General features: G+C 63.9%; 11 protein-coding genes and 3 tRNA genes. 5 read left to right on the forward strand and 9 right to left on the reverse strand.

Annotated elements, in window-relative coordinates; genetic code table 11:
- Positions 1–87 precede the first annotated feature (87 nt).
- Complete coding sequence (locus tag NHL60_RS16360) at positions 88–1,047, forward strand: tRNA-dihydrouridine synthase (RefSeq protein WP_253445881.1); 960 nt, start codon at positions 88–90, stop codon at positions 1,045–1,047.
- A gap of 135 nt (positions 1,048–1,182) precedes the next feature.
- Here the strand turns inward: NHL60_RS16360 and NHL60_RS16365 are convergent.
- The 9 genes from NHL60_RS16365 to NHL60_RS16405 all read right to left on the reverse strand — a co-directional run bounded on the left by NHL60_RS16365 (position 1,183) and on the right by NHL60_RS16405 (position 8,313).
- Positions 1,183–1,259: transfer RNA gene (locus NHL60_RS16365), tRNA-Arg, on the reverse strand.
- Between the two features lie 48 nt (positions 1,260–1,307).
- Positions 1,308–1,384, reverse strand: a tRNA-Arg gene (locus tag NHL60_RS16370).
- A 51-nt stretch (positions 1,385–1,435) separates the two neighbouring features.
- Positions 1,436–1,528: transfer RNA gene (locus NHL60_RS16375), tRNA-Ser, on the reverse strand.
- A gap of 90 nt (positions 1,529–1,618) precedes the next feature.
- On the reverse strand, positions 1,619–1,816 hold the full coding sequence (gene csrA / locus NHL60_RS16380; protein ID WP_253445884.1) for a carbon storage regulator CsrA: 198 nt from the start codon (positions 1,814–1,816) through the stop codon (positions 1,619–1,621).
- Between the two features lie 199 nt (positions 1,817–2,015).
- Complete coding sequence (locus NHL60_RS16385) at positions 2,016–3,266, reverse strand: aspartate kinase (RefSeq protein ID WP_253445887.1); 1,251 nt, start codon at positions 3,264–3,266, stop codon at positions 2,016–2,018.
- Positions 3,267–3,371: 105 nt separating this feature from the next.
- A complete protein-coding gene (alaS, locus tag NHL60_RS16390; protein ID WP_253445890.1) occupies positions 3,372–5,984 on the reverse strand; it encodes an alanine--tRNA ligase in 2,613 nt (870 codons plus the stop codon).
- 144 nt (positions 5,985–6,128) lie between these two features.
- The gene (locus tag NHL60_RS16395) at positions 6,129–6,620 is read right to left on the reverse strand and encodes a regulatory protein RecX (RefSeq protein WP_253445893.1); all 492 of its coding nucleotides are present in this window, start codon (positions 6,618–6,620) and stop codon (positions 6,129–6,131) included.
- Between the two features lie 3 nt (positions 6,621–6,623).
- On the reverse strand, positions 6,624–7,685 hold the full coding sequence (gene recA / locus NHL60_RS16400; RefSeq protein ID WP_253445896.1) for a recombinase RecA: 1,062 nt from the start codon (positions 7,683–7,685) through the stop codon (positions 6,624–6,626).
- 112 nt (positions 7,686–7,797) lie between these two features.
- Complete coding sequence (locus tag NHL60_RS16405) at positions 7,798–8,313, reverse strand: CinA family protein (protein ID WP_253445899.1); 516 nt, start codon at positions 8,311–8,313, stop codon at positions 7,798–7,800.
- 506 nt (positions 8,314–8,819) lie between these two features.
- Here NHL60_RS16405 and NHL60_RS16410 point away from each other — a divergent pair.
- The 4 genes from NHL60_RS16410 (at position 8,820) to NHL60_RS16425 (ending at position 12,704) form a co-directional block, all read left to right on the forward strand.
- The gene (locus tag NHL60_RS16410; RefSeq protein ID WP_168942966.1) at positions 8,820–9,416 is read left to right on the forward strand and encodes a DUF6088 family protein; all 597 of its coding nucleotides are present in this window, start codon (positions 8,820–8,822) and stop codon (positions 9,414–9,416) included.
- Positions 9,409–10,476 (forward strand): nucleotidyl transferase AbiEii/AbiGii toxin family protein, encoded by a 1,068-nt coding sequence (locus NHL60_RS16415; protein ID WP_253445903.1) that lies wholly within the window; start codon positions 9,409–9,411, stop codon positions 10,474–10,476. Before NHL60_RS16410 ends, NHL60_RS16415 begins: the two co-directional genes overlap by 8 nt.
- 8 nt (positions 10,477–10,484) lie before the next feature.
- Positions 10,485–11,357 carry a restriction endonuclease gene (locus NHL60_RS16420; RefSeq protein ID WP_253445906.1) on the forward strand — a complete coding sequence of 291 codons (873 nt, stop codon included), beginning with the start codon at positions 10,485–10,487 and terminating at the stop codon, positions 11,355–11,357.
- A 339-nt stretch (positions 11,358–11,696) separates the two neighbouring features.
- Positions 11,697–12,704, forward strand: a complete 1,008-nt coding sequence (locus NHL60_RS16425; protein WP_253445909.1) for an SIR2 family protein — start codon at positions 11,697–11,699, stop codon at positions 12,702–12,704.
- The last annotated feature ends 257 nt before the right edge of the window (positions 12,705–12,961 follow it).

Here is a 12,961-nt window from a genome sequence, read left to right on the forward strand (position 1 = left end):
TTGTCGACAAAATGCAATGGGGACATGGTGGAAGTCAGAGTTGTTAATTTACTACAAGAGGCGCCAGGCAGGCTCGGACTGGCCCCCATGGAAGGGGTCATCGATGCCCACACTCGGGCCCTGCTGACCCGTGAGCCGGGCTTCGACTGGACGGTCACCGAGTTCGTGCGCGTCGTGGATGCACGCCTGCCGCCCCGGGTCTTTCACAAGCATTGCCCCGAGCTTCTCGCCCCCGCCCTGACCACCCCCAGCGGCGTGCCGGTGCACCTGCAGCTGCTGGGCTCGGACCCCGAGGCGCTGGCCGCCAACGCGACCCAGGCCCTGACGCTCGGCGCCACCAGCATCGACCTCAACTTCGGCTGCCCCGCCAAGCTGGTCAACCGCCACGACGGCGGCGCCTCCCTGCTGCGCGACCCGGCTCGAGTCCGTCGCGTGGTGGCGGCGGTGCACGGCGCCGTGGGCGATGCCATCCCGGTCACGGCCAAGATCCGCCTGGGCTTCGCCGATCGCCGCCTGGCGCTGGCCTGCGCCCTGGCGGCCCAGGCCGGCGGCGCCCGCCAGCTGGTCGTGCACGCTCGCACCCGCAACGAAGGATACCGCCCCCCGGCCCACTGGGAGTGGATCGGACGCATCCGCTCTCGCCTTGCGATCCCCGTGGTGGCCAACGGCGATATCTGGAGCCTGGAGGACTACTGGCGCGCGCGCACCCTGTCAGGCTGCCGCGACGTGATGATCGGCCGCGGCGCCCTGGCCGACCCCTGGCTGGCGCCCCGCATCCGCCACTGGCAGAACACCGGCGAGCGCCTGCCGGAGACTCCCTGGGCGGCACGGGCCGAGATCCTGGGGCGTTTCGCCGAACGGCAGCGTAGCACGCTACCACCCCGCGTGGTCGCCTCCCTGATCAAGCAGTGGCTCAACCATATGCGCGCCCGCGACGCCGAGTCCGCACGCCGCTTCGAGGCGCTCAAGCGCATCAACGACCTGGATGCCCTGCTGGCGGGGCTGGCAGTGCCGGAAGGGGGCACAGAGGCAGCGGCGGAGGCATAAAAAAGAGGCGCACGTCGCAACGGCGACGGCGCCTCAAACGATCGCGAGGCCTGGCTGGGCCCCGGCTAGTAGAAAGGAGAGCGGAGAGTCCTGCGAAAGCAGAAGACCCGCCCTCGAAGAGGGCGGGTCTGAATCTGGCGCGCCCGGGAGGATTCGAACCTCCGACCACCTGATTCGTAGTCAGGTACTCTATCCAGCTGAGCTACGGGCGCGTAGTGCGATGATTAGCGTGATCGCCATCACGTATGACTGTTCTGAAGTGGCGCGCCCGGGAGGATTCGAACCTCCGACCACCTGATTCGTAGTCAGGTACTCTATCCAGCTGAGCTACGGGCGCACTTTCTTCAAGAGTGTTGACCAGACGATCCCGGCTTTTGGCTGAGGATCATGGCGGAGAGGGAGGGATTCGAACCCTCGATGAGGCTATAAACCCCATACTCCCTTAGCAGGGGAGCGCCTTCAGCCACTCGGCCACCTCTCCCTCATCAACACGGCGCATATCGTACCGTTTCCCAAGCGCCTTGTCCAGCGACGTTCGCCTCTTTTTTCCCGAGGCGAGCCAGAAGGCTCGCTACTCCTCCCGGCCCGGGAGCTCGTCATCGGCCTTCTCGCGCTGGATACGCTGATAGATCTCTTCACGATGCACGGCGACGTCCTTGGGTGCATTGACACCGATCCGGACCTGGTTCCCCTTGACGCCCAGCACCGTCACGGTGATGTCGTCTCCGATCATCAGGGTCTCGCCGACTCGGCGGGTCAGGATGAGCATGGCTGATCTCCTTCTCAGGCTTTAATGGAACTGTGTAGCAACGGGATATTCGCCGCGGGCGGGCGCGTCGCCTCATTATGTGCCACGACGTCTTCCGTGACCAATTCAGCAGCCGATGACACCTGACCTCCCCGTTGAAGGGAAGCCCGGTGACGGGCTCCCCTGTCAGCGTAGAAGGTGTCAGCCGCTCGGGACACGCTTATTCGCTCTCGATATCGCTCTTGTCGAGACCGAAGGCGGTATGCAGAGCGCGAACGGCGAGCTCCATCTGCTTCTCGTCGATCACCACGGAGATCTTGATCTCGGAGGTGGAGACCATGCGGATATTGATGGACTCGTCGGCCAGCACCCGGAACATCTTGGAGGCCACGCCGGCGTGGGAGCGCATGCCGACACCCACCAGGGAGACCTTGGCGATATTGTCGTCGCCGCGCACCTCGCCGCCGCCCAGATCGGGAATCACCTCCTCCTCGAGGATCTTGAGGGTCTTCTTGTAGTCCCCCTTGGCCACGGTGAAGGTGAAGTCGGTGTAGTCACCGGCCGGCGCCACGTTCTGGACGATCATGTCCACTTCGATATTGGCATCGGCGATGGGGCCCAGGATCCGCGAGGCCACGCCCGGCACGTCCGGGGTGTTGAGCAGGGTCAGCTTGGCCTCATTGGCGGTAAAGGCGATACCGGAGATCAGCGGTTCTTCCATGGAGTCCTCGTCTTTGTCGGAGTCTGCAACGATCAGGGTGCCGGGGCCGTCCTCGAAGCTCGAGACGACGCGCAGCGGCACGTTGTACTTGCCGGCGAATTCCACGGCGCGAATCTGCAGCACCTTGGAGCCGAGGCTGGCCAGCTCCAGCATCTCCTCCACGGTGATGGTCTCGAGGCGCTTGGCCTTGCTGCAGACCCGCGGGTCGGTGGTGTAGACGCCGTCCACGTCGGTGTAGATCTGGCACTCATCGGCCTTCAGGGCCGCCGCCAGGGCCACCCCGGTGGTGTCGGAGCCGCCGCGGCCCAGGGTGGTGATATTGCCCTCTTCATCCACGCCCTGGAAGCCGGCGACCACCACCACCTTGCCCTCGTCGAGATCCCCCTGGATCTCGTCGGTCTCGATACGCTGGATGCGCGCCTTGGTATGGGAGCTGTCGGTGAGGATGCCCACCTGGGAGCCGGTGTAGGAGGTCGCGGGCACGCCCAGCTTGTGCAGCGCCATGGCCAGCAGGGAGATGGTCACCTGCTCGCCGGTGGAGACCAGCATGTCCATCTCGCGGGGGGTCGGCTCGTCGTTGATCTCGTTGGCCAGGCCGATCAGGCGGTTGGTCTCGCCGCTCATGGCGGAGAGCACGACCACGACCTGGTCGCCGTTGTCGCGAAAGCCCTTGACCTTCTCGGCCACGGCCTTGATGCGCTCCACGGAGCCCACCGAGGTGCCGCCGAATTTCTGTACGTATAGTGCCATCTGCGATTTTTCCCTCGTGAGTCGGGCGCGTACGCCCGTATGAGTGAAAGGTGACTCTCTACGAACAGGGCCGGCGCCCTGCGGCGACCGGCCCTGCAACATCTCTTACGCGAGGCGCTCCTCGACCCAGGCGGGAACGCTCTCCAGGGCCCCCGGCAGGGCCGCTACGTCGCTCCCCCCGGCCTGAGCCATGTCGGCGCGGCCGCCGCCCTTGCCGCCGACCTGACCGGCCACGTGGTTGACCAGCTCGCCGGCCTTGACCCGGCCGGTAAGGTCGTCGGTGACACCGGCGATCAGGCTCACCTTGCCGGCGGCCTGGTCGGCCACGCCGAGCACGATGATGCCGGAGCCCAGCTTGTTCTTGAGCTGGTCGAGCATGCCGCGCAGCTCCTTGCCGGAGACCCCCTCCAGGCGGGTGGCCAGCACCTTGACCCCGGCCACCTCGGCCGCCTGGCTCAGCATGTCGCTGCCGGCGGCGCTGGCCAACTTGGCCTTGAGGCGCTCGAGCTCCTTCTCCAGGGCGCGGTTGCGCTCCACCAGGGAGTCGACGCGCTCCTCGACCTGCTCCGGCTTGGCCTTGAGGCGCTCGCCGATGCGGTTGAGCCGGGACTCCTGCTCACGGAACCAGGCCAGGGCCCCCTCCCCGGTGATCGCCTCGATCCGGCGCACGCCAGCGGCCGTTCCTTGCTCGCTGACGATATGGAAGCAGCCGATATCACCGCTGCGCGCCACGTGGGTGCCGCCGCACAGCTCGATGGAGAAGTCGTCGGCGCCGATGGTCAGCACCCGCACGCTGTCGGCGTACTTGGCCTCGAAGAGCGCCGCGGCCCCCTTGGCCTTGGCCTGCTCCAGGGTCATCTGCTCAACCCTGGTCGGCGCGTTGGCAAGAATCTGCTCGTTGACCAGACGCTCCACCTCGGCGAGCTGCTCGGGGGTCACGGCCTCGAAGTGGCTGAAGTCGAAGCGCAGGCGCTCCGGGGTCACCAGCGAGCCCTTCTGGGCCACGTGGTCGCCCAATACCAGGCGCAGCGCCTTGTGCATCAGGTGGGTGGCGGAGTGGTTGCGGATGGTGGCCCCGCGCAGCTCGGCGTTGACCTGGGGGCGCACCTCGTCGCCCACGGCCAGTTCGCCCTCCAGCAGCACGCCGTGGTGCAGGTGGTGGCCGCCCTGCTTCTGGGTATCGGTGACCAGGAAGCGGCCGCCGCCCTCCAGGTGCAGGTAGCCGGTGTCCCCCACCTGGCCGCCGGACTCGCCGTAGAAGGGGGTGCGGTCCAGCACCACCAGGCCGCGCTGCTCGGGCTCGAGGCCCTCCAGGGGGCTGCCCTCGCGGTCGACGATGGCGGTCACCCGGGCGCCGTCCTCCAGGCGGTCGTAGCCGGTGAAGGTGGTCTCGCCCTCCAGGTCCAGCGCCGCCCCGTAGTCGGCACCGAACTGGCTGGCGGCCCGGGCCCGCTCGCGCTGGGCCTCCAGGGCCCGCTTGAAGCCGATCTCGTCCAGGGTCACGCCGCGCTCGCGGCAGACATCGGCGGTGAGGTCGTAGGGGAAGCCGTAGGTATCGTAGAGCTTGAACACCGTCTCGCCGGGCAGCACCTCGCCATCGAGGTCGGCCAGGGCCTCCTCGAGCAGGCCCATGCCGTGCTCCAGGGTGCGAGCGAACTGCTCCTCCTCCTTGAGCAGCACCCGTTCGATCTGGTGGCGGCCATTGCGCAGCTCGGGATAGGCGTCGCCCATCTCGGCGTCGAGCGCCCCCACCAGCTTGTGGAAGAAGCTGCCCTTGGCGCCCAGCTTGTGGCCGTGACGGATGGCGCGGCGGATGATCCGGCGCAGCACATAGCCGCGCCCCTCGTTGGAGGGCAGCACGCCGTCGGCGACCAGGAAGGCGCAGGAGCGGATATGGTCGGCGATGACCCGCAGGGAGGGGTTGCGGGTGTCCTCATGGCCGGTATGCCGTGCCGCCGAGGCCAGCAGGTTCTGGAAGAGGTCGATCTCGTAGTTGGAGTGCACCCCCTGCATCACCGCGGCGATGCGTTCCAGGCCCATGCCGGTATCGATGGAGGGCTTGGGCAGCGGGTGCAGGGTGCCCTCGGCGTCACGCTCGTACTGCATGAACACCAGGTTCCAGATCTCGATATAGCGGTCGCCGTCCTCCTCGGGGCTGCCGGGAGGCCCGCCCCACACCTCGGGTCCGTGATCGAAGAAGATCTCGGAGCTGGGGCCGCAGGGGCCGGTATCGCCCATCTGCCAGAAGTTGTCCTCGTCGAGCTTGGAGAAGCGCTCGGGGTCGATGCCGACCTCCTCCTTCCAGATCTTCTCGGCCTCGTCATCGCTGACGTGGACCGTCACCCACAGCTTCTCCTTGGGCAGCCCCAGGGTCTCGGTGAGGAAGGTCCAGGCGAAACGGATGGCGTCGCGCTTGAAGTAGTCGCCGAAGCTGAAGTTGCCCAGCATCTCGAAGAAGGTGTGGTGGCGGGCGGTATAGCCGACGTTGTCCAGATCGTTGTGCTTGCCGCCGGCGCGCACGCAGCGCTGGGAGGAGGTCGCCCGCACGTAGGGGCGCGGATCGCGTCCCAGGAAGACGTCCTTGAAGGGCACCATGCCGGCGTTGGTGAACAGCAGGGTCGGGTCGTTGTCCGGTACCAGGGAGCTGGAGGGCACGACGGTATGGCCGTGCTCCTCGAAGAAACTCAGAAAGGCCTGTCTGATGTCTGCGCTTTTCATGGGGTATCCGTGGCGATGAACAGGGTGACCCGGCGGGCGACGCTGGCTCGAGGCGGACGCCGCGACGCGCCGACAACGGGCGTTTCACGGGGCCGCGGGCTGCCACCCGGGGCGTTCGCAAAGGGAGCCATTATAGCGCAGTTGTCAAGGGACTGAAGGGGCGTCCTCGTCCCAGGCGTGATCCAGGGCGTGGCGCACCTGCTCGAAATCGAAGCCGCGACCTGCCAGAAAGCGCTCGCGGCGGGCGCGTTCGCGGGGGGAATCGCCGGGGCCGGAGAAGCGCCGACGAAGGGTCTCGCAGGCCAGGGCGAACCAGTCGACCCCACCCTGCCCCTCCTGTTCGCTGAAGGCGCTGCGCACCAGCTCGCGGTCGATGCCGCGCCGCGAGAGCTCGACGCGAATCTTCAGCGGCCCCTGGCCGCGCAGGATGCGCGAGCGCAGGAAGCTCTCGGCGAAGCGCGTATCGGACTGCAGCCCCTCATCGGCCAGGGCGTCGAGGCACTCGGCCACGGCGGCCGAGTCATGCCCCTTCGCCGTTAGCCGACCCTCCAGCTCGGCGCGGGAGTACTCGCGCCGAGCCAGCAGGCGGATGGCGTCATCACGTGGCGTGGCGTCGGAATCGGCCGGGGCGAACATGGCTTAGAGCAGGTCGTCCTCGCGGCTGGCCTGGGCAGCCTCAGGCGCCTCGGCTTCCTCCTTCGGGGCCGGAGCGGCGAGCAGCTGGCCGCGAATCCCGCTCTCGATCTCCTCCATGACGGCCGGGTTGTCCTCGAGGAACTGGGCGGCGTTGGCCTTGCCCTGGCCGATCTTGTTGCCCTGGTAGCTGTACCAGGCACCGGCCTTGTCGATCAGGCTGCACTGCACCCCGAGATCGATCACCTCGCCGGCATGGTAGATGCCCTTGCCGTAGAGGATCTGGAACTCGGCCTGGCGGAAGGGCGGCGCCACCTTGTTCTTGACCACCTTGACCCGGGTCTCGTTGCCGGTGACCTCGTCGCCCTGCTTCACCGAGCCGGTGCGGCGAATGTCGAGGCGCACGCTGGCGTAGAACTTGAGGGCGTTGCCGCCGGTGGTGGTCTCGGGGCTGCCGAACATCACGCCAATCTTCATGCGGATCTGGTTGATGAAGACCACCAGGCAGTTGGCGTTCTTGATGTGACCGGTAATCTTGCGCAGGGCCTGGGACATCAGGCGGGCCTGCAGGCCGACGTGGGAGTCGCCCATCTCGCCCTCGATCTCGGCCCGGGGAGTGAGCGCCGCCACCGAGTCGATGATGATGACGTCGACGCCGCCGGAGCGCACCAGCATGTCGCAGATCTCGAGGGCCTGCTCGCCGGTGTCCGGCTGGGAGACCAGCAGGTCGTCGAGGTTGACGCCGAGCTTCTCGGCGTAGCTCGGGTCCAGGGCGTGCTCGGCGTCGATGAAGGCGCACACCTTGCCCTGCTTCTGGGCCTCGGCGATCACCGAGAGGGTCAGGGTGGTCTTGCCAGAGGATTCCGGCCCGAAGATCTCCACCACGCGGCCGTAGGGCAGGCCGCCGATCCCCAGCGCGATATCGAGGCCCAGGGAGCCGGTGGAGACCGCCGGCATGGCCACCCGGGGCGTATCGCCGAGGCGCATCACGGTCCCCTTGCCGAACTGGCGCTCGATCTGGGAAAGCGCGGCGTTCAACGCCTTGGAGCGGTTGTCATCCTGAGCCATCACGGGCCTCCTGATCAGGTCGTCGAGTGTCTTGGTACTGTATGACTGCACAGTAGTATGGCGAAAAACGCCGGCGGCGGCCAGCGAAACTTCCCCGACCGCCGCTCACGCCTCATCCGTTCGCTTCGAGGCGTCGGATCAGCCCCACCAGGGCCTCGCGCACCGCCCGTTCGCGCACCGCCCAGCGGTCGCCGGGATAGTGAAAGCGCTCGGACTCGGCGTCCTCGGCGCTGCCCCAGGCCAGCCAGACGGTGCCCACCGGCTTGTCGTCGCTGCCGCCGCCGGGGCCCGCCACGCCGCTGATCGCCACGCCGAGGCTGGCGCCGCTGTCCCGGCAGGCGCCCGTCACCATGGCCTCCACCACCTCGCGGCTTACCGCGCCGTGGGCCTCGAGGAGCGCCTCGGGCACGCCCAGCAGGCGACGCTTGGCGGCGTTGGAGTAGGTCACATAGCCGGTCTCGAAGTAGTCGGAGCTGCCGGCCACCGCGGTGATGGCGCTGGCCACCCCGCCCCCGGTGCAGGACTCGGCGGCGGTGACCATGGCTCCCTGCTGGCGGCAGAGCCGGCCCAGCCGCTCGGCCAGGGTGGTCAGGTCGAGGTTGGCCAGGTGGGCAGCGGAGTGCGGCATGTGAAGGACCTCCCGGATATCTTGCGGCGGCGCCTGACGGCATCGCTCTCTGGACGGTAGAATACTGACTTTTGCCAGCGAGTGCAGAGCCCGAACAGGATTCCGGATGTCACAGGCCACAAGCCCCTCCCATACCCCGATTGTGTAGCTAGACATGGCGGTCAACAACACAAAAATATGTGTTTTTAATTTAAATACAATTGGTTATGTAATTTACGCCACTCTACGCTGGAACGCGAAATTGGCTTAGATTGGCATGGTTTGGCGGGCAAATTGTCCCAAATTTGCCCCAAGAATCCGGCGTTCAATCTGGAGCATAGCGCAGCGTGTGTTGGCGTACTTAGCTGGCACTTGCCTGCGCTTCCACCACTGCGCTCCAGCATTCTTCACAACCTCGAAAACACCCACCTACCTTGACTCCATTACCTGGACACAAGTTGGCAGAGTCTTGCTGCTTTCATGATGTCAGAAACTGGTGTACCATTCTCACACAGTAGAGGTGTCCAATGAATACGTTGCCCGAGACCATTCTTCAACAAGCGCGATCCCTCCCCGAGGGAGGCGTTCTGTCGCCCAAAGAGTTCCTGCATCTGGGTAGCAGGTCGGCAGTGGATCAAGCATTCTCGCGGTTGGCCAAGGCCGGCAAGCTTTTGCGGGTGGCGCGCGGCACCTACGCTGCTCCGGTGGCCAGCCGGTTCGGTTCGCGCTCCCCTACCCCCGAGAAAGTCGTCAGGGCACTAGCCGAACAGAGCGGCGAAATCGTCGTGCCTCACGGGGCCAGTGCCGCCAACGCCCTGGGCCTGACACAGCAGGTTCCTATTCGCGAGGTCTACCTGACTTCCGGTCGGACCCGGAAGCTCAAGCTCGGCCGATCGGAAGTGCTGGTGAAACACGCACCACGCTGGATGTTGATCCTGGGTGCACGGCCGGCCGGCGCGGCCGTGCGCGCACTGGCCTGGATCGGGCCGGAGCACGCCGACGAGTCACTGGCATCGCTTCATCGCACCCTACCCCTCTCAGAATGGCAAGCACTGACCTCGGCACGAGCGACACTACCTGGCTGGATGGCTCAGGCCATCGGCAAGGAAGCGGCGCGTGGCTGAATACTTCTTTGATTTGAGCGAGCCGGATCAACGCGAGGCGCTGGAATACGCTCGCGCCGAAACTGGTCGCCCCGCCCACCTGCTCGAAAAGGACATTTGGGTGGTGTGGGCGTTACGCACTCTGTTCGAGTCGCCGCTGTCGGCTGATCTGACCTTCAAGGGTGGCACATCACTCTCGAAGGTCTACAAGATCATCGACCGCTTCTCCGAAGACATCGACCTGACCTACGACATCCGCAAGCTGATCCCGGACCTGATCGGCGAAGGAGGCGATTTGCCGGCAAGCCGCAGCCAGGCTGGCAAATGGACGAAGGCCGTGCGGCACCGACTGCCCGAGTGGATCACGCAGAACGTGCAACCGGTGATTCAAGCGGCCCTGACACGCGACCGCCTGGACGCCCGGCTCGAACTCGGTGGCCAAGACAACGACAAACTGTTTCTGCACTACCCTGCCCTGACGCAAGGCACAGGATACGTGGCACCTGTCGTCACGCTTGAGTTCGGTGGCCGTGCCACAGGAGAACCACACGAGGTATTTCGGGTGACCTGCGACATTGCAGAACACCTGCCCGAGGTGTCCCTCCCCACCGCCTCGCCGCTGGTCATGAGCGTCGCGCGCACCTTTTGGGAGAAAGCCACGACCGCGCATGTATTCTGCGCGCAGGGCCGTATCCGCAGTGAACGTTACGCGCGGCACTGGCACGACCTGGCCGCGATCGCACGAAGCCACCACTTCGCCGCCGTGATGGCGGACCGCTCGGTAGCAGCAGCCGTCGCTCGCCATAAGTCCCACTTCTTCATCGAGAAGGACGCTGGCGGCCAAGTCATCGACTACGCAGCGGCGACTTCAGGGCACCTGAAGATCGTCCCCGAAGGTGAGGCCAGGGTCGCTCTCGCAAAAGACTATGCGGCCATGTTGGCCGACGAAGTGATGGTGGGCGATGCCTTGCCTTTCGACGAATTGCTGAAGACATGCGCCAAACTCGAAGCAGAAGTCAATAACTACGTCGTTGCCATCAGCAATGACAACCAAAATCCAGGCTCTCAGCCTTTTCGGTGATAGTGCGTATGAGCAACATTCGATCCATCGACATGATGTTTATCGACGACGTGTTCGAGATGGAGGGCGGCTACGTCCTCAACTTCTCGGATCGTACCTTCGCGCAGTTTTTCGCCGCAGAACTCAATATCGACATCGACGACCCACTCTACGCGCGCAATGGTGGCTCAAAAGCCAAGCGCCTGCGCTGCTTCCTACAAACGGTCGATAAGCCAACCGTCGTCCGAACGTTAAAAGCTCTATGGGAGTACCGGGAGGCATTGCGGCAACGCTCTGAGCAGGCCGACAAGGTTCCAAACGCCCACGGCCGCCTCCTGTCATTGCTCAATCGGCTCGAAGGTCGGCCGGAGAGTGCCCCGTCACCAGGTCAAGCTCCGATTCCAGCATTCGATCGCCAGAAGCTGGCCCTGATTAAAAGCGATCTCCTCGCGATGACATCGCTAGAGGCGCATGCGCGTGGCTATGCCTTCGAGAAGTTTCTGCATGACTTGTTTGACACCTACGGGTTGGCGGCGCAAGAGCCATTCCGCCTGAAGGGCGAACAGATCGACGGCAGCTTTCAGTTCGGCAACGAGACCTACCTCGTCGAAGCCAAGTGGCACGGCAAGCCCATCGGTGTCGCCGAGCTTCATACTTTTCACGGCAAGATCGAACAGAAGGCCGCCTGGACTCGGGGGCTGTTCGTCAGCAATAGTGGTTTCACGGAAGATGGCCTCATCGCATTCGGCCGTGGCAAGCGCGTCATCTGCATGGACGGCTATGATCTCTACGAGACTCTGAATCGGGAAATCCCCCTCAACCACGTCCTCGAACGCAAGGTCCGTCGGGCGGCCGAAACCGGCTCACCGTTTGTGCGTGTTCGCGATCTTTTTCCGCATTGATGGTAAATAGGAAAGATGTAATAGAGCGAGAAAACCATAGCGGCTAGAGGCTTCAACGTGGCCTACGAATCCGAAAATGATCTCAATCAGTTGTGATGCAATTATTTCTATCAAGGGGGACAAGTGAAGGTACTGAGCGCAAATACTGGAGGCAATTGGCTTGAGCATCAGGCTCCCCCTCCTCCAGCTCCGGGCGAAGAACCTAAACCTGATGCGGCAACACAGGAATCGCGGCGAATTGTCTCGGACTTGTTCCGGTGTAACAACCTAGTTGTGCTATCGGGGCTCGGCACCTCAATGTGCGTTAGGGCACACCCTGGCGGCGGTGCACCGCCAACGATGAAGGATCTCTGGGATCGAGTCTCCGCACGCATAAACAGGGGTGAGATTGCAGGAATAGCCAATTTTGACCAAGTCCTAACGACAGTCGGGTACGCCGACAGGCCTAATGATATTGAGGCTCTGCTATCTCGCTGCCGCTTGGCCGAAAGCTTCCTCGCGGACCCTGAACGGACATTGATCGCCTCGTTTATCAAGCTGGCAGAACTAGAGATAGCGCTAGCGACAAACTTCGTTTGGCCGAACCATGCACTACCAGTGCATACCGAGTTCCTTCGTCGTGCAGCTAGGCGCACGAATCGAAAGTCCCGCGCGAAGATATTTACGACGAACTACGACCGATGCTTTGAGGAAGCCGGCAGGCAAGGTCGGTATGTTGTCGTAGATGGTTTTTCGCACACGTCTCCACCCACGTTCGATGCGGTTCACTTCACCTATGACATCGTGCGTCGATCGAAAGAGAGTGACACACAGGACTTCATACCGAACGTGTTCCATCTCTACAAACTCCATGGGTCTATTGACTGGACGCGCGACGAGACGACAGGCGAGATTTACAAATGGCACGGCACCGACAAGCCGCTGTTGATCTACCCAAGAAATTCGAAGTACGAACTTGCATTTGAGCAGCCGTACCTAGAAATGATTGCGGCATTTCAAGCGGCTCTACGTGAGCCGAATACTGGGTTGGTCGTGGTTGGCTTTGGCTTCAATGACAACCACCTCGCTGAGCCGATCATGTCGGCCCTGAGGTCAAACCTGAGTCTAAAGGCCGTGGCGATCGGGCCTTTTCTTGCACCCTGGGAGCAAGGCGTGCAGAACGGCCCGGGCGAAGCAGAAACAAACAAGTATCTGAGGCGAATAAAGGATCTAGCAGGCGCAGGCGATGCCCGCCTCGCACTAATTAACTGCGGTTTTGAGGATTTCATCTCATATGTTCCAGACCTGGCTGCTGAGTCCGATATGGAGCTGCACATTGAACGTCTCCGCCGTACGGAGCGTCCATGAGCAAGCTAATGATTGCACCATTCGATCAGAGTCGGTATGTCGGCACCGTATGTCATGTACGGCCAACTAACGCGGAAGTAAACCTACCCCTAGCCTCTACTCCTACCAGTTCACATTTCGCCGGATTCCCGGTCCCTGGCGGCCAAGTTGGTGAATTCGTCGTAATTGAAGGCGAGGAACACGCCGTGCTTGGGAGAGTCATTGAAGTTCGGCTTCCCCCCAGTGTCAGGATGACTGTCGTGCCCTCTGATACCCTG

The sequence above is a fragment of the Halomonas sp. Y3 genome, assembly GCF_024137965.1.
Classification (GTDB): Bacteria; Pseudomonadota; Gammaproteobacteria; order Pseudomonadales; family Halomonadaceae; genus Halomonas; species Halomonas mongoliensis.

Coding starts and splice junctions, on each gene's coding strand:
- NHL60_RS16405 (WP_253445899.1), bottom strand. CDS start 8,313: ATGCCGCACTCCGCTGCCCACCTGGCCAACCTCGACCTGACCACCCTG.
- NHL60_RS16360 (WP_253445881.1), top strand. CDS start 88: ATGGAAGGGGTCATCGATGCCCACACTCGGGCCCTGCTGACCCGTGAG.
- csrA (WP_253445884.1), bottom strand. CDS start 1,816: ATGCTCATCCTGACCCGCCGAGTCGGCGAGACCCTGATGATCGGAGAC.
- NHL60_RS16385 (WP_253445887.1), bottom strand. CDS start 3,266: ATGGCACTATACGTACAGAAATTCGGCGGCACCTCGGTGGGCTCCGTG.
- alaS (WP_253445890.1), bottom strand. CDS start 5,984: ATGAAAAGCGCAGACATCAGACAGGCCTTTCTGAGTTTCTTCGAGGAG.
- NHL60_RS16420 (WP_253445906.1), top strand. CDS start 10,485: ATGAGCAACATTCGATCCATCGACATGATGTTTATCGACGACGTGTTC.
- NHL60_RS16410 (WP_168942966.1), top strand. CDS start 8,820: ATGAATACGTTGCCCGAGACCATTCTTCAACAAGCGCGATCCCTCCCC.
- NHL60_RS16395 (WP_253445893.1), bottom strand. CDS start 6,620: ATGTTCGCCCCGGCCGATTCCGACGCCACGCCACGTGATGACGCCATC.
- recA (WP_253445896.1), bottom strand. CDS start 7,685: ATGGCTCAGGATGACAACCGCTCCAAGGCGTTGAACGCCGCGCTTTCC.
- NHL60_RS16425 (WP_253445909.1), top strand. CDS start 11,697: ATGAAGGATCTCTGGGATCGAGTCTCCGCACGCATAAACAGGGGTGAG.